This is a genomic window from Corynebacterium occultum, assembly GCF_009734425.1.
In the GTDB taxonomy this organism is placed as follows: Bacteria; Actinomycetota; Actinomycetes; order Mycobacteriales; family Mycobacteriaceae; genus Corynebacterium; species Corynebacterium occultum.
Genome location: NZ_CP046455.1, coordinates 2,109,855 through 2,128,806, shown reverse-complemented (window position 1 = coordinate 2,128,806; position 18,952 = coordinate 2,109,855). Strand labels below are relative to the sequence as shown.

The following is an 18,952-nucleotide window of genomic DNA, read 5'->3' as shown; positions in this document are numbered from 1 at the left end:
TTGGTGCTTAGTGGCTCTGACCCGAGACTTCAGTGGTGGATTCGATCCCGTGATTAAGGGAGCGTTTGATCGTGCACAGCGTGGAAATGGAACGCTCCGTGCTGGCGATCAGTTTCTCCTGCCGCTCCGGCTCCAGCTCCGAGAAGTCCGCCAGGATGTGGTTGATTAGCTGCTCGATGCGGTTCTCCTCGGCGTTGTAGACCACCTCGACGCTGGAGGTCATGGTGAAATCCTCACCCAGACGGTTGGTCAGCTGGGCCTCCCCGGAAAGGGCGGCGCAGCCGGCGAGTGCGGCCTGGAGAAGCTCGATGGGGGAGAAGCAGCCTGCCGCGCCTTCCATGCCGATCTTGATCTCGGCACCGCGGCCATTGTTCACGGTGTAGGTCCAGGGGGCGGTGTGTTCGGCACTCAGTGTGGGGATGTCTTTGGCCATGTGGGCTCACCATTTCCGTTGAGGATTTTACGGGGGCTTGTGGCATCCACGCTAATCCTCAATCCGGGGGCACGTGCTGGGTGGGGGTTGGATTTTTGGAAGCCTCGGCTCGGCGGTGCGAGACAGAAAAAAGACCACCAGCAAAAATGCCGGTGGCCTTGAAAGTCTTGCTCCCCCAACTGGGCTCGAACCAGTGACCTTTCGATTAACAGTCGAATGCTCTGCCAACTGAGCTATAGGGGATTATGTTGATCTGGGCTCACGTTAAAAGGTGTTCCCTGCAACGAGCACTAACTATATAGCCATTATTGCTTTGTTCAAAACCGGGTGACACCCATGGGTGATGCTGGAGGGGGAGTGGGGCCCGGAACCCCGGGGAAGGGTGTGGTGGAACCTGGGCCTTGAAGCTGGGCAATGAAAAAGGCCACCAGCAAAAATGCTGGTGGCCTTGAAAGTCTTGCTCCCCCAACTGGGCTCGAACCAGTGACCTTTCGATTAACAGTCGAATGCTCTGCCAACTGAGCTATAGGGGATTATGCTGATCCGGAATTTACGCTAGGCGCTGTTCCCTGCAACGAGATGTAACTATATCGACAGGTCCTGAAACTAAGCAAATCGCCTGATCAGGAGATGAATCCAACACCCTTTCGCCAGGTCTTCCGGAGATGCTCATGAACCGGCGCGCCCTGGCGCTCCACATCCGTGACACGTAGCCAGCGCAGTTCCACTTCATCCCGGCGGATGCGTGCGATGGAATAGCCATGGGAATCCAGGTCCACATGCCGAACATGGGGGTTGGTTTCCCGCAGGAGCTGCTCCGCCAGATGGGAGAGGGGATTATCGGCCGGCAGCTTCAGGTTCTCATCCACATTCGGTGCCGATACTGAGGCACAGACCATCTCCACCCCGATTTCCCGGCCCTCATGGCTCAGTGCATTGGCCCATTCGGTGTGGACATCCCCGGACAGCGCCAGCAGCGGGGTGTCCTTTTTGGCCAGGAGCGCCGTCAAGCGGTGGCGTTCGGCGGCGTAACCGTCCCACTGGTCGGGGTTGAATGGCACCCCGGTGATCCTGGTGCCCAGGAAATCGGCGATGACCTTGGTCCGTGGATTGTCCTGGAGGGTGAGCAGGTTCATGGGGGCGAACATCACTGAACTGCCGATCACATTCCAGGAGGTGTCGGAGGTGCTGATACGGCGGCGCAACCATTCGAACTGCTCAGAACCCATGATGCTCCGACTTCCATCATTGAAGGTCCGCAATCCCTGATCCGGTGGGAGGTAGGTGGCCTGCTGATCACGGTAGCTGCGTAAATCGAGCATGTTCAGTTCCAGCAGGTTGCCGAAACGAAAACCCCGGTAGAGGGAAACCTGTCTGGAGGAGTTTTCAGCACGGATCGGCAGCCACTCCAGGTGGGCCTGCATGGCGGCGGTTTTCCGGGTGTGCCATTCACCTTCCCTTGGGGAGTGGTTCTGGGCGCCATCCCGCCAGGAGTTATTGGCGCTTTCGTGATCATCCCAGATGGCCACCCAGGGCAGGGCGCCGTGGGCGACCTGCAGTTCCGGGTCGGTGCGGTAGCGACCATAGCGGCGTCGATAGTCCTGAAGGGTGGTTAGTTCCCAGGTGGGTTCGTGGATCCGGAAGGCTCCGCGTTTCCCGGTGTATTCCCCAGTGGCATGTTCGTAGATGTAATCCCCTAGGAAAACCACCAGATCCAACTCACCTTCGAAGGCGCGGTGGGCGATGTCGCGGTAGGCGGAGAAGAAACCGGATTCCCAGTTGGCACAGGAAGCCACCGCGATATTCAACTGCTCTGGTGAGGCCTCAAATGCCGGAGCTGTTCTGGTGCGGCCGGTGGGGGAGACATGGCCGGAGAATTCCCCATCCAACACAAGGAAACGGAAATAGTACACGCTGTCAGCTGCCAACCCCCAGGGGTCGACGTGGACGGTGTGGTCCCTGGCTGCCGTAGCCAGACACTCACCCCGCTTGACCACGTCCTGGAACTTCGCGTCACGGGCCACCTCCCAGGCGAGGGTGGTGTCCGGCCCCAAGCCGGAACCGGGCTGGGCCTCAGCGCCGGGAGTCACTCGCGTCCACAGCACCACGGAATGAGGTAACGGATCCCCGGAGGCGACCCCATGCAGGAAAGGCAGGGTTCCTACCGGAGCTTCGGCAGGGGTGGGGGCAGATACGTGAGAGCTCTGGGCAAAGGCGGGCTGGGCGATGGCCAGGGGAGTGAGCATCGCCCCACCGATGAGAAGCTGGCGGCGAGTGACAGAGTTCGGCATGAGTGCAAAGTCAACCCCACTTTCCCTGTCGGCGCTATCGGAAATGGTGTCGGATGAAGACTTATTAAGAATTAGTGACAGGGGGAGGGGAGCCGATTGATTCCTCTTGAGGAAAGGTGGATATACTGAACCAGTTATTGCGGCCTCGGCCGTGAATGACCTAGGGGCTATAGCTCAGTCGGTTAGAGCCGCGGACTCATAATCCGTAGGTCGCGGGTTCGAGCCCCGCTGGCCCCACTAGTTGCACTTCCCCCGTTCCCGACACTCCCGGTGAACGGGGTTTTCTTTTCCCTACCTGGTAAAATGTGGAATTTTCCATGGTCCACATAAATAGTTAATTATGTTCAATCATTAGTTTACAATAATAAATATGTTAAAATAGCAGCATGAGGTAATAAATCATATAACTTTTTGGAGGGAACATTGAATAACGGAGAGTTGCTCTCAATCAACGAGCTGGCCGCACTGCTGGGGGTTTCCAGGTCCACCGTCAACGCCTGGAGGATGGATGGAGCGGCCCCCGCGGAGATCAAGTTGGATGGCGGCAAGCTCATTCGCTTCCGTCGTGAAGATATTGACCGGTGGTTAGAGAGTGAAGCTGCATGAGGAGCTACACACTCAGCGACCCCACCGAACTGCGCCAGGGGTGGCACGCAGACCGGTGAGCTGAGGCTCAGGAAATTGCGGGCATAGTGCCGCGGCTATGAACTTTTGCCCTGTGGGCCGCTTGGCCCGCGGGGTTTATTCATGTTCGGGCAGAAAAAGCGGTTGACCATTCGGTAATTGGGGTTGCAGGCTTGAAGGGAAATATCTGGTCGGCGAGTCTCAAGCTGCGGGCATGAAAGTTTTTGACCGGGATTATGGCATGGTGCTGGGCTTCAGGGAGGGTATCTGCGCTGCCTGGAAAACTCGGCCGGTTAACCGGGCCACTAAACCCGATGATCGCTGGCAGCCTGCCCGGTAGCTGCCTAAACTTTGACCATGCCCCATGTCGATCCTGAGATCCTCGCCCTGTACCAGGTCTTTGACCTCATTGGTGTGGTGCTCAACGGCATCATCGGCGGCACCATCGCCCGCCAACGCAACTTTGACTTCATCGGTTTCCTTTTCCTCGCGCTCTTCTCCGCCCTGGGTGGGGGCATGCTGCGTGACACCCTCATCCAGGCGGGTACACCTGCCGCAATCGCGGACCCGATCTACCTGACCCTGGCTTTCGGGGGCGCGGTGATCGCCCTGGCCGTCCACTTCCAGGGGAAGACCTGGGAGATATTCAAGGTCCACGGTGATGCAGTGATCCTCGGGGTGTGGGCGGTGACCGGTTGTGTGAAGGCACTCAGCGCTGGGCTGCCCTGGTTGTCCGCGATCTTCATGGGCGTGATCACCGCGGTCGGTGGCGGCATGATCCGCGATATCTGCACCGGGGAGGTCCCGGGCATTTTCGGCGGAGGCCCTCTCTACGCGGTGCCCGCGGTGCTCTCTTCAGTGTCCATGGTTCTTTTCCATGCGGCCGACCTGGAGGCGGTGGGCATGGTGATTTCCCCGCTGGTGGGTATCGGATTGGCGGTGCTCAGCTATTGGAAGGGTTGGGTGCTGCCGGCTCCCACCAACTGGGCACCGGTGAACATGACTGCGGCCCAACTGGCGGCCGCCTTGAAACGGGCAGAGAAGCGGGGCCACCGTCAGGGACGTCATGAAGCACGCCGAGAGCATAACCGGGAGCAGGCGAAGAAGAACCCGGAGTAGAGCTGTGCCTCGGGGCCTGGGCAGGGTGCCAGGTCCCAAGGCAAGGGGGAACGCGCGAACCAGAGGGCATGCGGGAACTTCTTCCGTGCCTTCTGCGCAGATCATTAGGATGGTGGCATGAATGCACTGGAGAAAATTCAGGACTGGCCCGTCAACTCGGCTGCCGCCGCCCTGCTCAACGATGGGGAGCTCACCACCACCGGGGATACCACCAAGATATTTGAATTGGCGAGCGTGACCAAGCTACTTGCCGCCTATGGCATTCTGCTGGCGGTGGAGGAGGGGGTCTTTGAACTCGATGACCCCCTCGGCCCCGAAGGTTCCACGGTGCGTCACCTGCTCGCACACGCCTCCGGGGTGGGTTTTTCCAGCCGCGAGCCGGAGAAGAGCGTGGCGGAACGCCGCATATATTCTTCTGCCGGTTTTGAGATCCTGGCAGAGGCAGTGGGGGAGGAAAGCGGGATCAGCTTCCCCGAGTATCTGCGCCTGGGTCTTTTTGAGCCACTGGGGATGAAGGACACCGAGCTCTGGGGTTCCGCCGGGCATGAGGCACGGTCCACGGTGGACGATCTGGCGAAGTTCGCCGCTGAGCTGCTTTCCCCGAAGCTGCTTCACCCCCAGACCCTGGCGGAGGCTTTTCAGGTGCAGTTCCCGGAACTCGATGGTGTGGTTCCGGGCTACGGCATGAAGAAACCCAATCCCTGGGGCCTGGGTTTTGAAATCCGTGGTGAGAAGGACCCCCACTGGACCGCGCCCTCCATGCCAGCCGATGTGGTCGGCCACTTCGGGCAGTCCGGCACCTACCTGTGGGTCGCGCCGGGGACGGGACGGGCGATGGTGGCACTGACCGATGAGCCTTTCGGTGCCTGGGCAAAGCCCCTGTGGGCGGAGACCAATGAGGCGATCTGGGCTGAGTTGGGATGAAAGCCTGAATTCTCAGGAAGTTCCCTGGGTTGGGGAGGAACCTGGGTTCCACAACTTCATGGGACGCCCCCGCAGCGAAGTGATGCTGGGGGTGCCTTTTTTTCGCACCTTCCCCACGAGGATGGAGAAGGATTCTGGCACTTTCTAGGCCCTGCCTTAGGCGGGATGGAGCTGGAGATGGGACCTGATTCAATCTGTATTTCAGGCCCCGCTCAGCGGGGTGGCGGGGCCTGCCTGAGACTCTCAACCATAGCTTGAATGAATGGGGGGCTGGGGTGGGGTGGGGAAGTTGCCGCGCGCCCCGGGATTGAGAAAGATCGCAGGTGATAGATCATTTGGTGATCATCCAAGGATTCACGCACGAGGCCGTTGGGGAAGACGAACCTCGTCTTGCATTAGCTGTGGTGTACCCCCCCTGAAAACATCGGGGGAGCACACCACGGTGGATGTTTCAGTGTTTGCCGAAGGACACCGACACGATGATCAATATGCTTTCCGGGAGCAATCCCACCGGTCTGCCGGCTGACCTGATGTCCGCCGAACGGCAGTGGGCAGGCTTCGGCATGCCCGAAAGCCCCAAGACCACCAAGATCCAGCCCACCGCCATGTCCCGCCCCCTGAGCTGGGCGAGCCAGAGCGATAAAGATGAGCTTCGCTCCGCACTGCTCAGCATCCGTCGGCTACCCCGGCACCTGCGCGCCACCGTGGAATCCGCCATGGTGGTGTGCATTCAGAGCCCGGCTGAGCCCTGCGCGGCTGATGTCGACCTGCTCACCGCGCGTTGGTTCACCGCCTGGCGTCGCTGCCTGGAAAACCATCGGAGGGTGGAGTGTCAGGAAGTGATCACCGGCACCACCCGGGAATTGGGCTACCTGCGGGGTGTGCTGGCCAACCTGTCGCAGGAGCATGATTTCGACGCGGAGGTCCGCCCCCTCGACTAAAACCCCGGGGCTGAGCACCGGGCAGTCTGGTTTATGACGCGGCGTCGAGAAGCGCCCCCGGGGCCGCCACCGGCGCAGAGCCGCAAAAGTCAGCCCTCCAGCTCCTCGCTCTCGCCAGGCAGGAAATGCCCGTCACCGAAGGGGTCAAGGACATTCACGGCGATATCGGCGATGGAGTCCACCACCCGGTCCGGTCGGTAGGGGTAGCGGTTGATCTCGGCATCATCGGAGATCCCGGAACGCACCAGGATGGTGCGCAACCCGGCCTCCAACCCGGAGCGGACATCAGTGTCCATCCGGTCGCCGATCATCACGGTGTGCTCGGAATGGGCGCCGATGGTGTTCAACGCGGAACGCATCATCACCGGGTTCGGCTTGCCCACATAGTAGGGCTCCATGCCGGTGGCCGCGGTGATCAGAGCGGCCACCGCGCCGGTGGCGGGGAGAATGCCCACCGGGGCGGGACCGGTGACATCCGGGTTGGTACAGATGAACCGCGCCCCACCGTTGATCAGGTTGATGGCGGTGGTGATCGCCTCAAAAGAGTAGGAGCGGGTTTCCCCCAACACCACAAACTCCGGGCGATCATCAGTGAGGATCCAACCGGCGGCATGCAACCCGGTGGTCAACCCCGATTCACCGACCACATAGGCGGTGCCGGCCTTCTTCTGGCGGGCGAGAAAATCTGCGGTGGCCGTGGCCGAGGTCCAGATCCGCTCCGCGGGGATATCCAGTCCGGTGGAACGCAGCCTGGCGGCAAGATCCCTGGGGGTGTGGATCGAGTTATTCGTCAGCACCATGTACGGGATGTCATTGTCTTCGAGTTCCTGCAGGAAGTGTTCCGCACCGGGGATCATCTCACCCTCACGGATCAGCACCCCGTCCATGTCGGTCAGGTAGGCAATGTGGTGGTTCATGCCTGCCATTGTGCTCCCTTAGGCGGGGGAGCGCTCAGCTTCCAGATGCCCGATCAGGTCCCCGATGGTCTGGAAGTTCATCACATGCTTATCCTCCAGCTGCACGCCGAAGGCCTCCTCGATGCGGATGGTGATCTCCACCAGTGACAGGGAGTTGACTGCGAGGTCTTCGATGATGCGTGCTTCGGGGACTACATCCGCGGCTTCCACCCCGGCGTAGTCCTGAAAAATCTTCGCCAATTCGGCCTGGAGTTCGGTGGTGGTCATGCCCTCCACATTAGCGGGTAACCTCTACAGCCATGAACCTCAGGACTCTGACCCCGGCGGGGCGACGCAGGATCGCCTTGGAGCGGGGTGTGCTGCATTCCCAGAACCGCGAGCCGGGCCTACGGGATGTCGATAAGCAGGGCACCGTGAACAGCGAGGGCATCAGGGTGTACTACTACCGCAGTGGCCCGGTGGATGCGACAACCACGGTGGTCTTCGTCCACGGTTTCACCCTCGCCGCCGAGTCCTACTACCTGCAGGTCAAACACCTCCGCCAGCATCACCCCGAGGTGGCCTGCCTGCTGCTGGATCTACGTGGTCACGGCCAGACCGGGGCGGTGGCGGCACCCAAGTGCACCATCGACGGGCTGGCCCACGACGTGCGTGAGACCATCGCACAACAGGCCCCTGAGGGCCGCCTGATCCTGGTGGGACATTCCCTCGGCGGGCTGGCGGTGCTAGCGGCGCTGCGCCAGATGCTCGTCGAGGACCCCGCCTGCCACGCCCGGGTGGCGGGGGTGACGCTGGTGTCCACCAGCATCGAATCCCTCTCCGCCCAGGGCATCCCCCAGATTCTGGCCTCACCCCTGGCGGATCGCGTGATGGAGGCGGTGGAGGCCTCCCCGGATGATGCCCGCCAGGTGCGGGAGGCGGCGGCGAAGTTCCTGGCACCCACCCTGGCCACCGCGGTGTTCAAAAGGTCCACCGACTATGAGCTGGTGGAGTTCCATGCCGCCATGATTCATGAAACCCCACTGACCTCATTCGTGGGTTTCTTCGATGACCTCCAGGAGCATGGGGAACTCGATGCCGTGCCCGCGCTGCAGGGGATCCCGGGTTTCATCATCACCGGGGAGAAGGATGAGGTGACCCCCCTGAGCCAGGCCGAGCGACTCTGGGAGGTGTGGCCGGAGGCCTGGTTCCAGATCGCAGCAGGGGCGGGACACATGCTCATTCTGGAGGCCCCGGACATCGTCAATCAGGCGATCAGCAGACTTCTGGAGAACTAACCCCAGAACTGCTGCCAGAGGGTTTTCTGCCCGGCCTGGCGGGTTTCCACCACGAGTGTGCAGCCCCGGGTGTAACCGGTCAGGGTGATCTGGGGTGCGCCCGCAGCCGGGGCGGTGACATTGATCTTCGAGTCGGTCCAGGTCTCCTTGAGATGGTTGAACACATGCACCCCCGGCGGAACGATGATCTTGATCTCCGCGGCGTTGGCACGCAGCTCGAAGGTGATCATCTGGGCGGCGGCGGTGGCCTCCCGCAGATCCAGGTGCAGGGTGGCGGCATTCACCGTGAACAGGCAGCGCTCCGGCACCAGCCACTGACCGGTGCGTTTGATGGTGCCCATGACGGAGGAGAACTCCTGCTGGGGTTGCTGCATGCCGGGCTGTGCCAGGCCGGGGTGCTGCCCGCTACTCATGGGCACCCCAGGATAACCAGGCTGCCCCGGATACATCGGGTTCACCGGCTGCGGCGGATACTGCTGCGGCGGATACTGCTGCGGCGGCATCTGCTGGGGATACTGCTGTGGCATCTGCTGCTGTGGATATTGCTGCGGCGATAGGCCCTGCTGCTGCGGTGGTGTGGGGGAGGGGGTGGAGTGCGGCATCTGCTGCGGCAGCTGGGGGTCCGGATTTCCGGTGGGATGCTGGGGGAGGGGGCCCCACTCCGCCGGGGGTGGCCCGATATAGCGGGCGTGAATATCAGCCAGGACGGCGATGTCCTGGGCCGCCAACATGGTGTCCACCGCATGCTGGAACACCCCCAGGTTGATCCTCCCGATGCCGACCATCCGGGTCAATTCAGCCTGAAGATATTCACGGTCACGATCAGTGGGAGTTTTTGCCATGTCTTAAGTGTGCCAGAAATGAAAAGGCCCCACCCCACTGCATCACAGCAGTGGGGTGGGGCCTTTCGAGTCAGGCCTTAGGCCTTGGTCGGATCATCCAGGTTGAACTTCTTCGCAGCCTCATCGGCAACAGAGATGTCGAACTGGCCCTCGCGTGCCAGACCGGAGAGCACCGCCACGACAACCGACTCTGCGTCGGTGTTGAAGAAGCGGCGGGCAGCCGGGCGGGTGTCGGAGAAACCGAAACCATCGGTGCCCAGGGTGGTGTAGTCACCCGGGACCAGCTTGCGGATGGACTCCGGCAGATCGGTGGCGAAGTCAGAGACTGCCACGTAGGGACCGGAGGCCTTCTTCAGCTGCTTGGTGGCGAAGGCCTCTTCGACCGCTCCCGCCGGGTTGCGCAGCTGCTCCAGCTTCTGCGCGGCACCCTCGCGGGCCAGCTCGGTCCAGGAGGTGACGGAGAAGATATTGGCGCGCACACCATAATCGCTCTTCAAAATCTCCTGGGCACGCAGCGCGGCCTGCATGCCGATACCGGAAGCCAGGATGGAGGCCTCATGGCCGTCACCCTCGCCCTCGGAGTAGAGGTAGATGCCCTTGTGCAGGCCCTCCACGTCCAGGTTCTCCGGCTCCGCCGGCTGGGAGGTCGGCTCGTTGTAGATCGTCATGTAGTAGATGACGTTCTCGCCACGGCCGGGGCCGTACATGCGGTCGATGCCCTCATGCACCAGGTGAGCGATCTCATAGGAGAAGGCCGGGTCATAGGAGACGACACCCGGGTTGGTGGCGGACAGTAGCAGGGAGTGGCCGTCCATGTGCTGCAGGCCCTCACCGGTCAGGGTGGTGCGGCCGGCGGTGGCACCCATGATGAAGCCACGCGACATCTGGTCAGCGGCTGCCCAGATGGAGTCCGCGGTGCGCTGGAAACCGAACATGGAGTAGACCACGTACAGGGGGATCATGGCCTTGCCGTGGGTGGCGTAGGAGGAACCGGCGGCAATGAAGGATGCCACGGAACCAGCCTCGTTGATGCCCTCGTGCAGGATCTGGCCATCGGTGGACTCACGGTAGGAGAGCATCAGGTCATGGTCGACCGGGACGTAGTTCTGACCGTGCGGGTTGTAGATCTTCAGGGTCGGGAACCAGGAGTCCATGCCGAAGGTACGGGCCTCATCCGGGATGATCGGCACCAGGGATTCAGAGATACCCTTGTCACGGATCAGTTCCTTGAAGGTACGGACCATCGCCATGGTGGTGGCAATCTGCTGCTTGCCGGAACCCTTACGGACCGAACGCAGCTTGTCCAGCGGCGGCACCTGGATCGGCTCGTAGTTGCTACGACGCTCCGGGAGGAATCCACCGAGCTCCTTACGGCGCTCCAGCATGTACTTGATCTCTTCGGAGTCCGCACCGGGGTGATAGTAGGGCGGCAGGTAGGGATCCTTCTCCAGATCAGCGTCGGAGATCGGGATGCCCTGCTTATCGCGGAACTGCTTCAGGTCATCCAGGGTCAGCTTCTTCATCTGGTGGGTCGCGTTGCGGCCCTCGAAGTTGTGGCCCAGGCCGTAGCCCTTGATGGTGAAGGCCAGGATGACGGTGGGCTTGTCCTTGGTCTCGGTGGCGCGCTTGTAGGCGGCGTAGACCTTGCGGTAGTCGTGACCACCGCGGGGCAGGCGCCAGATCTCATCGTCGGTCATCTCTTCGACCAGCTTGCGGGTGCGCTCATCCCGGCCGAAGAAGTGCTCGCGCACGTAGGCACCGTCATTGGCCTTGAAGGTCTGGTAGTCACCATCCGGAGTGGTGTTCATGACGTTGACCAGAGCACCCTCCTGATCCCGCTCGAAGAGATCATCCCACTCGCGGCCCCAGATGACCTTGATCACGGACCAGCCGGCGCCGCGGAAGAACGCCTCCAGCTCCTGGATGATCTGGGTGTTACCACGGACCGGGCCGTCGAGACGCTGCAGGTTGCAGTTGATCACGAAGGTCAGGTTGTCCAGGTTCTCCAGGGCAGCCTTCTGCAGCAGGCCACGGGACTCCGGCTCATCCATCTCGCCGTCACCCAGGAATGCCCAGACGTGCTGCTGGGAGGTGTCCTTGATGCCACGGTTATGCAGGTAGCGGTTGAAGCGCGCCTGGTAGATGGCATCCATCGGGCCCAGGCCCATGGACACGGTCGGGAATTCCCAGAAGTCCGGCATGCCGTGGGGGTGCGGGTAAGAGGGGATGCCACCCTGAGGGCGGGAGACTTCCTGACGGAAACCGTCCAAGTCATCCTCGGTCAAACGACCCTCGAGGAAAGCGCGGGCGTACATGCCCGGGGATGCGTGACCCTGGAAGAAGATCTGGTCACCACCGCCGGGGTGGTTCTTGCCGCGGAAGAAGTGGTTGAATCCCACCTCATAGAGCGGGGCAGCACCAGCGAAAGTGGAGATGTGGCCACCGACCTCAATGCCCGGGCGCTGGGCGCGGTGCACCATGATGGCGGCATTCCAGCGCATCCAACGACGGTAACGCTTCTCGATCTCCTCATCGCCGGGGAATTCCGGCTCCATGGAGGTCGGGATGGTGTTGACGTAGTCGGTCGACAGCAGCGGCGGGAGTGCAACGCGCTTGGCGGAGGCACGCTCCAACAGACGCAGCATCAGGTAGCGGGCGCGGTCGTGGGTGGATTCGGCGAGTAGTCCGTCGAGCGAATCCATCCACTCCCGGGTCTCCTCCGGGTCGGTGTCATTCAAGTACGAAGCAACGCCATCGCGGATCAGCGCGAAGTTGGAGTCGTCCGTGGGCTTGCCACCGATCTTCCGGTCAGCCATTCCAAACCTCCTATAGGAATTAATCAAAAGGTCATGCGCGAACGGCAACCGACATGATGTTTCCACGTCGGAGTGAAGCCTCGGTCTCCCTTGGTCCGGGCCGATTGCGCATTTCAGGTTCAAGGATACGTCTTTCTGGTTTGCCACGGCACTCGAGGGCGAAGCTGGGGAGGGAGCTTTGCAAAGCTTTGTTATCGCAGAATTCGCATGATGCGGCGAAATGACCAGCCAAAACGTCCATAAAGGTAAAGATGGAATCTTTGCTTTCGGGTGTAGCCCATGGTTAGTCCCCCGTGCAGCTCTGGGAAAAGGGGGTGAAGGCGGAAGAAAAACCACCTAAACCCGGTCATTTCGGCGCAGAGCTTGTATCCTGCTGGGAGAAACAAAAAAATCACAGCCAAATAGGGTGTGACAGAAACAAGGAGGAACAACACAGTGGTGGACGCTCCGGGCACGGTGAAAAATAGTGCCCAGGATTACGCACAACGTCTCGGGATTCTTTCGGGCCAGACCGTTCAAGAGGTCGGCTGGGATGAAGACTGTGACAGCTCCATTTCCGAGGGCATCGAGGAGGTGCTCGGCGAGGAGCTGCTGGACGAAGATACCGATGAAATCTGCGATGCCGTGATCCTGTGGTGGCGTGAAGATGACGGTGACCTGGTCGATGGCCTGGTGGATGCGGTCCGACCGCTCGCCGAAAATGGTCGCATCTGGCTGCTGACTCCGGGAGCCGGTAAGCCGGGCACCCTGGAAACCGGTCTGATCGCGGAATCTGCACAGCTGGCCGGTCTGGTTCAGACCAAGTCTGACCGTTTCGGTGATTGGCAGGGCTCCTGCCTCGTTCAGCGGGGCACCACCAAGAAGTAGGTACTCCGGAGTGGCCACCCCGTTTTTCAGGGTGGCACTGCAACGTGCTAATGTTCTTGCTTGTTCACCCCGTGACGCGGGTGAAGTGCATGCGCCTTTAGCTCAGCTGGAAGAGCAGCTGGTTTACACCCAGCAGGTCGGCGGTTCGAGCCCGTCAGGGCGCACAGATATAGCAGCAGGCCAGACACTATTTTTAGTGTCTGGCCTGTTTTCTTTTCCCCGGACATGATGGCGGCAACGGTGGGGCCTGTTGGGGGATCTCTCCGTTGTGGCTCAACCAGATCTGGGGAGGGCTGCGGCCTGCTCTCTGGGGAGTAACCAGAAAATTGACCACCGCCACCGCCGGGACCCTGATTATCCCAGGGGCCCCGGGGGCAGATCATTGCGGTGGAGATGTCCCGGCCTTGGGTCAGGGGTTGCAGGCGGATGCGACCATCCCCGGGAAAGTCACCTCAGGCCGCCAGTCCTCTAGGTTCCAGATCGGTTTGCCGGGGGCGAAGATGACGTGGCAGGTCAGCTGGCCCACAAGGGAGGGCGTGGCAGGAATGCCCTTGCTCTCCATCTCCGGTCCGGGATCGTGGCTGCTGCTCGAGGAGCTCAGGTTCCCGTCTTTCTTGTTCGGAGAGATGTTGTACACGGTGCCACGACTGTTTTCCGTGGTGGTGTAGGAATCGATCACCGTAGCCCGGGCGAGGCCGGGGCTGGTCACCAATATCAGGGCGGTCGCGGTTGCGGCGAGTTTGGTGCGTTTGAACATCCGAGGGGCTCCTCGTTTAGGTGAGTGCGGGGTGCTGGGTTTGTGAAAAATCCCGCTCTGAAGAGTCGATCTGGGTTTCGGTTGCTAGGTCCCCTGAGAACACATCACGATGACCTTGCGGATATGCCCAGTGGGGGAGAGTGGCGGTTCTCTATTTTGGGGCTCTTGGTTGGTGGCTCGGGGGTTGGGGACGTTCCCCAGCAAAACACGGCCGAGATTCCCTCACAATCCCCCATTTCTGGTGCTCAGAGCTTGAGGTTCCCCCGGTATCCCGGCAGTGGAATAGGGGGGAAGATCTGTCCCGACGCTGCTCTTTATTCCATCCCCCATTGGGTGCCAGAGCGCCTGCAAGCCAGCGGCAGGCGGGGGCGGGGGCGTCACAACCTGCCCGGCTGGGTGGGTCCCGGGGTGGCGCCACGGTGGCCTGTGGGGAAGGCCTCCCGGGGGCTCTGATGGTTCCGCTGAGCTTTCGAATCCTGGGGGAGCGGTGAAGGGCGTTCCGGGGTTCCTCCCCGGGGCCTGCAGATATAAAAAACAGGCCAAGGTAGTTTTTAACTACCTTGGCCTGTTTTCCACACGGGGGGGGCTCAGATCCGGGGTCCGGCCAGTAGGTCCCCAGCCCGGAGCATTCCCGCTGCACCTGATTCAAGCAGTGCTCAATTCAAGCAGTGCCCAACGTGGGAGCTATTTCTCCTTGAGGGCGGGGGCAGCATTCTGGATGCCGCATTTTTATCTGAACACCGTGAGACCCCTGGGAGACCACCATCAGCCGCCCATCACCTGGGCCACCGGCACCGCTCGGGCAGCCCGCCCCCGGGAACAGCCCTGGGCAGAACCGTGGCTAGCCGCGCTTGTTGTGGGCTTCCCGCTCCCTATGCCAACGCTGGTGGCGTTTCGCGGAGGCTTTTTCCTCGGCGCGCAACAGGGTGCGGAACTTCTGGGCATGATCTCCCGGCACCCAGTAATTGTAGGCCCCATCAGAGCTGGTGATCAGGGTGTGTTCTGCCGGGGTGACATCCCGGAGCATGGCGGCCACGACCGTGGGGTCGGCGAAGTCTCCCTCACTGGAGACCTCATGCACCCTGGGGTTGCCTTGGTGGAGGTAGCGGAAGTCACCGCGGGGCTGGAGCTTGAAATTCGGCCCGAAGTGGAGGTCGCAGTGGATTTCGCTGAAATGTTCCCGGGTTCCGGTGGCCTCGGCCATCTCGCTGAGGACTCGGGCATAGGCGTCATTGGAGTCCACGAAGTCATATTCGAAGTAGAAGCTGCGGGGGAAGAGGTAACCATCCCGATCCCGGAGCTGGAGGAGAGTGCTCAGGCGCTCGGCGTTGAAGGCCTCGATGCCGCCCAACCGGTCGAAGGGGACCTCATCGACGGTGATCTCGCGGCGTGCCTCGAAGCCGAATTCCCGGGCCAGGTCGAGTGCCAGGTGGAGGGCCCGGGCGCGGTGACGGGGATCCTCCACCAGGCCTTCGGCTGGGGTGTCGGAATTCTCCCGGAAACCCAGCTGTTCGGCAATAGCGCTATCACTGTCTGGATCACGTGTGAACAAGCGTCGCCAGAATCCCATCAGCACTCCCTTAAACGAAAGGATGATACATCTGGCAAGGGTAATGCCTGCCCGGGGTTTCGGCTACCCCTCCAAACTAGTGGCGGGAGCGGCGCTTCCAATGATCCGGATGTTGTCCGCCGTAGCGGGCACGGACATCCCGGGAGCGTGTCGCCTCCCGGTCCTCGGGCTTGACCACCTCGGGGTCGGGTTCGTTTCGGGCATCGGTTCCCGTCTCATCCCCGGCATCCGGAGTCACGCCTGCCTCAGTTGCGGCCAGCTCATCTTCCTCACGGCGGACGCGGCGTCGTTCCCGCACCTCAGCCCAGATGAAGTAGCCCAGGCCCAGTGGGGCCATGATTCCGAAGGCCAGCCACTGCCAGCCGTAGCTGAGGTGGGAGCCGCGGTCCAGTTTGGGTACCGGCATGGCGTTCAGTTCACCGGCGGAGCCTTCGGAGAGCTGGATGTAGCTTTCCGCCAGCTCCAGGTCCACGGCCTCGCCGACCTGCCCGGTGTTGATGCCGTAGACCTGCAGCCGGTCCTGTTCCACCATGGGGGGATTGTCGGGCCGGGTCTCATTGAGCCGGGCCATGCCGGTGATGGTGACTTCGTTGGTGGGGGCCGGCTCAATCTCAGGGATCTGCGGGCCGGGGAAGGCAACGAAACCACGGTTGACCAGGAAGATTTCCCCGTCATTGGTTTCGAAGGGAGTCAGTGCCTGGAACACCGGGGTTTTCTCCACGGGACGCAGTCTGAGCAGCGCCTCGGAATCAGGGAGGAATTGTCCGGTCAACAGCACCCTGGTCCATTCCTCGGTGGCCTCGATCTGGCCTTCAGGGTCGAAGACTTCCTGATAGGGGACCGGGTCCTGCTCGAAGGCCTGCTCAAGCTGTTTATTGCGTTGGACAATGTCCTCGTCCTTGCCCAGTTGCCAGGGGGCGAGGAAGGAGAAGGATGCGTAGGAGAAGGCGACGATCGCCAGGATCGCCAGGATCCACCCAGGACGGAGGAAGAATTTCCAACTGAATTTCTCCCGCTTGTGGTCCTTGGCGCGTCGACGTTCAACCTTGGTGCTCACATCTACCGAGACTACCTTTCGCCTGCCTCAATGATGAATTCCCGCTGGTTGACATGCTCGCGGAGCCAGGTGATCAGGCCCGGTGTCGCAGCCTCGATCAGGTGGCGGGTTTCGCGGAAGCCTTCAGGGCCGCCGTAGTAGGGGTCATCGACCCCGGCACCCTCCGGGGCTGTCGGGTCAAAGCTGCGGAGCAGCCGGATACGCTTTTCCTCGGCCCCGCGGGCGATGAGCTCGGAGCGGTGGCCGCTGTCCAGGGCGATCAGCAGATCGGCGTTCTGGTGCTCAGCACCGAATTGGGCGGCACGGTGGCGATCACCGTCGTAGCCGGCGGAACGCAACTCGGACAGGGCGCGTTTATCGGCCTTCTGGCCGACGTGCCAGCCGCCGATGCCGCAGGAGTCAACCTTGACGAGGGATTCCAATCCGGCATCCTCCACCGCTTGCGCGATGATCACCTCGGCCATGGGGGAGCGGCAGATATTTCCGGTACAGATGAAACTGATGTGGTAACGCTGGTCCTCGCCGAAGGCTGCGGACATGGGCGGTCCTTTCCAGGTGAATGTGGGACGCCCAAAGGATAGGGGCTTGGGGACTCCGGCGCAAAGGTGGGTGGACGCTACACTTGCTGGGTACGCGAGGAGGAAAGAGCAAGGATGAGCAGCACTGTCGGGCAGATCCGAACCGTGATGGAGCAGGCCTACCCGCCGCACCTGGCGGAAAGTTGGGATCAGGTGGGTTTGACCTGCGGTGACCCGGAGGCGGAGGTGAGCAAGGTGGCCTTCGCCCTGGACTGCACCCAGGCGGTGGCGGAGAGGGCAGTTGAGATCGGGGCGCAGATGCTGATCGTGCATCATCCCCTGCTGCTCCGCGGGGTGCATTCAGTCGCCGCTGACACCCCGAAGGGCAAGGTGCTGCATACCCTGATCACGAATGGGGTGGCGCTTTTTGCCGCGCACACCAATGCCGATTCGGCCCGCCCCGGTGTCAATGACAAGCTCGCTGAGCTGGTTGGCATCACCCCGGGTCCGCCGATCCTGCCCAAGTCCGGCACCGCCCGCGACAAGTGGGGTGTCCACGTCCCGGCGGAGCATGCCGAGACTCTCAAGGAGGCCCTTTTCGCCGCGGGTGCCGGAAATATCGGCGATTATGCGGAATGCGCCTTCGATATTGAGGGCACCGGTCAGTTCACCCCTCAGCGGGGTGCGGACCCCACCGATGGTGAGGTGGGCACCCGGTACCGGGCAGCGGAGATCCGCGTCGAGTTCGTCGCTTATCGACGTTCCCGTCAGGCCCTGCTCGATGCGATCCGGGCCACCCACCCCTATGAGGAACCTGCCTTCGACATCCTGGCCATGGAGGATGACACCGACCCGGCCAGCGCCACCGGCCTGGGTCGGATCGGTGAGTTGCCGGAGCCGATGAAGTTGCAGGATTTCGTACAGCAGGTCGCTGATGCCCTGCCGGTCACCGAGTGGGGGATCCGCGCCGCCGGGGACCCGGAGCAGCTGGTGCAGAAGGTGGCGGTATCCTCAGGCTCCGGAGACAGCTTCCTCGACCGGGTCGCCGGTCTCGGGGTGGATGTCTACGTCACCTCCGATCTGCGTCACCACCCGGTGGATGAGTATCTGCGGGCCGGCGGGCCTGCGGTGATCGACACCGCGCACTGGGCGAGTGAGTTCCCCTGGACCTCCCAGGCTGCCGAGATCGTCGCCACGCACACCGGTGTGGAGGTTGAGATCCTCGACCTGCGTACCGACCCCTGGACCATGTCCACCCACAACAACCAAGGAAAATAATGAAACTCTCCCCGGCTTCCCAACTCACCCTGCTGGAACTGGCCAACCTGCAGCGCAACCTCCACACCTCCAGCACCGCCACCGAGCTGCCGGAGCAGCGGGAGCTGGATGCTCTGCTGGCCAAGCAGGTGCGCATGCATGATGCTGCGGCTGCCGCACAGATGGCGGTCGATGACATGGAGAATGAGATTCTGCGGATCCAGGCGGACGAGATCAAGCTGCGTCGCCGTGACAAGGACGCCCGGGAACAGCTGGGTGCGGAGCTGGACCCGGAGAAGCGCAAGGACCTGGAGCATGACCGCTACTCCACCAAGTCCCGCCTGGCGGACCTGATGGCGGAGCTGCAGGAGGCGCATAATGAGATCCACGCGCTGCGCAACAACCGCGATGTCCACGGTGCCCAGGTCGATGAGCTCGCCCACAAGGTGGAGGTGGCTACCCGTGCCCGGGATGCCGCTGCCGAGTCCGCCTCCCACATTCCGGACCCCGAGCAGCGGGTCGAGGAACTGCGCGCCCAACTCGATGAGCAGGTCCTGGTTCAGTATGACCAGCAGCGGGAAGAAAATGAGGTCGGCGCTGCCCTGTTCAACGGCCGTGCCTGCGGTGGCTGCTTCATCGTGCTGCCCCCGGCCGACCAGTCCCTGATCCGCATGGCCCCTGTCGATGAAGTCCCGCAATGCTCCAACTGCGGCAGCTACCTCATCCGGAAGGCTGTCTGAGG

Annotated in this window: 18 protein-coding genes and 4 tRNA genes; 10 read left to right on the top strand and 12 right to left on the bottom strand. The window is 62.0% G+C overall.

Going from position 1 to position 18,952, the window contains the following annotated elements:
• Window positions 1-7 precede the first annotated feature (7 nt).
• The 4 genes from COCCU_RS09850 to COCCU_RS09835 all read right to left on the bottom strand — a co-directional run bounded on the left by COCCU_RS09850 (window position 8) and on the right by COCCU_RS09835 (window position 2,724).
• Window positions 8-433 (bottom strand): OsmC family protein, encoded by a 426-nt coding sequence (locus COCCU_RS09850; protein WP_156231340.1) that lies wholly within the window; start codon window positions 431-433, stop codon window positions 8-10.
• 170 nt (window positions 434-603) lie between these two features.
• Window positions 604-676: transfer RNA gene (locus COCCU_RS09845), tRNA-Asn, on the bottom strand.
• 217 nt (window positions 677-893) lie between these two features.
• A tRNA-Asn gene (locus COCCU_RS09840) sits at window positions 894-966 on the bottom strand.
• A gap of 90 nt (window positions 967-1,056) precedes the next feature.
• Entirely contained in the window at window positions 1,057-2,724 is a 1,668-nt protein-coding gene (locus tag COCCU_RS09835; RefSeq protein ID WP_156231339.1) for an alkaline phosphatase D family protein, read from the bottom strand.
• 163 nt (window positions 2,725-2,887) lie between these two features.
• Here COCCU_RS09835 and COCCU_RS09830 point away from each other — a divergent pair.
• The 5 genes from COCCU_RS09830 (at window position 2,888) to COCCU_RS09810 (ending at window position 6,332) form a co-directional block, all read left to right on the top strand.
• Window positions 2,888-2,961: transfer RNA gene (locus tag COCCU_RS09830), tRNA-Ile, on the top strand.
• Window positions 2,962-3,162: 201 nt separating this feature from the next.
• Entirely contained in the window at window positions 3,163-3,330 is a 168-nt protein-coding gene (locus tag COCCU_RS09825; RefSeq protein WP_231598735.1) for a helix-turn-helix transcriptional regulator, read from the top strand.
• Between the two features lie 375 nt (window positions 3,331-3,705).
• Window positions 3,706-4,467, top strand: a complete 762-nt coding sequence (locus tag COCCU_RS09820) for a trimeric intracellular cation channel family protein (RefSeq protein ID WP_156231337.1) — start codon at window positions 3,706-3,708, stop codon at window positions 4,465-4,467.
• A gap of 117 nt (window positions 4,468-4,584) precedes the next feature.
• Window positions 4,585-5,391, top strand: coding sequence for a serine hydrolase domain-containing protein (locus COCCU_RS09815; protein WP_156231336.1), 807 nt, complete (start codon window positions 4,585-4,587; stop codon window positions 5,389-5,391).
• A 479-nt stretch (window positions 5,392-5,870) separates the two neighbouring features.
• Complete coding sequence (locus COCCU_RS09810; RefSeq protein ID WP_156231335.1) at window positions 5,871-6,332, top strand: hypothetical protein; 462 nt, start codon at window positions 5,871-5,873, stop codon at window positions 6,330-6,332.
• Window positions 6,333-6,421: 89 nt separating this feature from the next.
• Here COCCU_RS09810 and COCCU_RS09805 read toward each other — a convergent pair whose 3' ends face one another.
• Together COCCU_RS09805 and COCCU_RS09800 are read right to left on the bottom strand one after the other, a co-directional pair.
• Window positions 6,422-7,249: an HAD-IIA family hydrolase gene (locus COCCU_RS09805; protein WP_156231334.1), complete on the bottom strand. Its 828-nt coding sequence runs from the start codon at window positions 7,247-7,249 to the stop codon at window positions 6,422-6,424.
• Between the two features lie 18 nt (window positions 7,250-7,267).
• A complete protein-coding gene (locus COCCU_RS09800) occupies window positions 7,268-7,516 on the bottom strand; it encodes an acyl carrier protein (protein WP_156231333.1) in 249 nt (82 codons plus the stop codon).
• 32 nt (window positions 7,517-7,548) lie between these two features.
• On the opposite strand from COCCU_RS09800, the gene COCCU_RS09795 reads away from it, so the two are divergent.
• Complete coding sequence (locus COCCU_RS09795) at window positions 7,549-8,526, top strand: alpha/beta fold hydrolase (protein WP_156231332.1); 978 nt, start codon at window positions 7,549-7,551, stop codon at window positions 8,524-8,526.
• Here the strand turns inward: COCCU_RS09795 and COCCU_RS09790 are convergent.
• Both COCCU_RS09790 and aceE read right to left on the bottom strand, forming a co-directional pair.
• Window positions 8,523-9,368, bottom strand: coding sequence for a hypothetical protein (locus COCCU_RS09790; protein WP_156231331.1), 846 nt, complete (start codon window positions 9,366-9,368; stop codon window positions 8,523-8,525). The genes COCCU_RS09795 and COCCU_RS09790 overlap by 4 nt on opposite strands.
• A gap of 77 nt (window positions 9,369-9,445) precedes the next feature.
• Window positions 9,446-12,184 (bottom strand): pyruvate dehydrogenase (acetyl-transferring), homodimeric type, encoded by a 2,739-nt coding sequence (aceE, locus tag COCCU_RS09785; RefSeq protein WP_156231330.1) that lies wholly within the window; start codon window positions 12,182-12,184, stop codon window positions 9,446-9,448.
• 435 nt (window positions 12,185-12,619) lie between these two features.
• Between aceE and COCCU_RS09780 the strand changes: the two genes are divergently transcribed.
• On the top strand, window positions 12,620-13,051 hold the full coding sequence (locus COCCU_RS09780) for a DUF3052 domain-containing protein (RefSeq protein ID WP_156231329.1): 432 nt from the start codon (window positions 12,620-12,622) through the stop codon (window positions 13,049-13,051).
• 91 nt (window positions 13,052-13,142) lie between these two features.
• Window positions 13,143-13,215: transfer RNA gene (locus COCCU_RS09775), tRNA-Val, on the top strand.
• A gap of 245 nt (window positions 13,216-13,460) precedes the next feature.
• On the opposite strand, the gene COCCU_RS09770 is transcribed toward COCCU_RS09775, so the two are convergent.
• From COCCU_RS09770 to COCCU_RS09755, 4 genes are all read right to left on the bottom strand, one after another.
• Window positions 13,461-13,808 (bottom strand): DUF2599 domain-containing protein, encoded by a 348-nt coding sequence (locus COCCU_RS09770; RefSeq protein WP_156231328.1) that lies wholly within the window; start codon window positions 13,806-13,808, stop codon window positions 13,461-13,463.
• Window positions 13,809-14,649: 841 nt separating this feature from the next.
• Entirely contained in the window at window positions 14,650-15,360 is a 711-nt protein-coding gene (locus COCCU_RS09765; protein WP_156231327.1) for a hypothetical protein, read from the bottom strand.
• Between the two features lie 94 nt (window positions 15,361-15,454).
• On the bottom strand, window positions 15,455-16,435 hold the full coding sequence (locus COCCU_RS09760; protein ID WP_156231326.1) for an SURF1 family cytochrome oxidase biogenesis protein: 981 nt from the start codon (window positions 16,433-16,435) through the stop codon (window positions 15,455-15,457).
• 11 nt (window positions 16,436-16,446) lie between these two features.
• Window positions 16,447-16,974 carry a low molecular weight protein-tyrosine-phosphatase gene (locus COCCU_RS09755; RefSeq protein WP_156231325.1) on the bottom strand — a complete coding sequence of 176 codons (528 nt, stop codon included), beginning with the start codon at window positions 16,972-16,974 and terminating at the stop codon, window positions 16,447-16,449.
• A gap of 114 nt (window positions 16,975-17,088) precedes the next feature.
• Here COCCU_RS09755 and COCCU_RS09750 point away from each other — a divergent pair, with 114 nt between their 5' ends.
• Window positions 17,089-18,231 carry a Nif3-like dinuclear metal center hexameric protein gene (locus COCCU_RS09750; protein ID WP_156231324.1) on the top strand — a complete coding sequence of 381 codons (1,143 nt, stop codon included), beginning with the start codon at window positions 17,089-17,091 and terminating at the stop codon, window positions 18,229-18,231.
• Window positions 18,231-18,950, top strand: a complete 720-nt coding sequence (locus COCCU_RS09745; RefSeq protein ID WP_156231323.1) for a zinc ribbon domain-containing protein — start codon at window positions 18,231-18,233, stop codon at window positions 18,948-18,950. The genes COCCU_RS09750 and COCCU_RS09745 overlap by 1 nt, the downstream gene beginning before the upstream one ends.
• The last annotated feature ends 2 nt before the right edge of the window (window positions 18,951-18,952 follow it).

What these genes read in the sequence shown, in the direction of transcription:
- COCCU_RS09850 (WP_156231340.1), bottom strand. Translation starts at nt 433, where the DNA reads ATGGCCAAAGACATCCCCACACTGAGTGCCGAACACACCGCCCCCTGG.
- COCCU_RS09835 (WP_156231339.1), bottom strand. Translation starts at nt 2,724, where the DNA reads ATGCCGAACTCTGTCACTCGCCGCCAGCTTCTCATCGGTGGGGCGATG.
- COCCU_RS09820 (WP_156231337.1), top strand. Translation starts at nt 3,706, where the DNA reads ATGCCCCATGTCGATCCTGAGATCCTCGCCCTGTACCAGGTCTTTGAC.
- COCCU_RS09815 (WP_156231336.1), top strand. Translation starts at nt 4,585, where the DNA reads ATGAATGCACTGGAGAAAATTCAGGACTGGCCCGTCAACTCGGCTGCC.
- COCCU_RS09810 (WP_156231335.1), top strand. Translation starts at nt 5,871, where the DNA reads ATGATCAATATGCTTTCCGGGAGCAATCCCACCGGTCTGCCGGCTGAC.
- COCCU_RS09805 (WP_156231334.1), bottom strand. Translation starts at nt 7,249, where the DNA reads ATGAACCACCACATTGCCTACCTGACCGACATGGACGGGGTGCTGATC.
- COCCU_RS09800 (WP_156231333.1), bottom strand. Translation starts at nt 7,516, where the DNA reads ATGACCACCACCGAACTCCAGGCCGAATTGGCGAAGATTTTTCAGGAC.
- COCCU_RS09795 (WP_156231332.1), top strand. Translation starts at nt 7,549, where the DNA reads ATGAACCTCAGGACTCTGACCCCGGCGGGGCGACGCAGGATCGCCTTG.
- COCCU_RS09790 (WP_156231331.1), bottom strand. Translation starts at nt 9,368, where the DNA reads ATGGCAAAAACTCCCACTGATCGTGACCGTGAATATCTTCAGGCTGAA.
- aceE (WP_156231330.1), bottom strand. Translation starts at nt 12,184, where the DNA reads ATGGCTGACCGGAAGATCGGTGGCAAGCCCACGGACGACTCCAACTTC.
- COCCU_RS09770 (WP_156231328.1), bottom strand. Translation starts at nt 13,808, where the DNA reads ATGTTCAAACGCACCAAACTCGCCGCAACCGCGACCGCCCTGATATTG.
- COCCU_RS09755 (WP_156231325.1), bottom strand. Translation starts at nt 16,974, where the DNA reads ATGTCCGCAGCCTTCGGCGAGGACCAGCGTTACCACATCAGTTTCATC.
- COCCU_RS09750 (WP_156231324.1), top strand. Translation starts at nt 17,089, where the DNA reads ATGAGCAGCACTGTCGGGCAGATCCGAACCGTGATGGAGCAGGCCTAC.
- COCCU_RS09745 (WP_156231323.1), top strand. Translation starts at nt 18,231, where the DNA reads ATGAAACTCTCCCCGGCTTCCCAACTCACCCTGCTGGAACTGGCCAAC.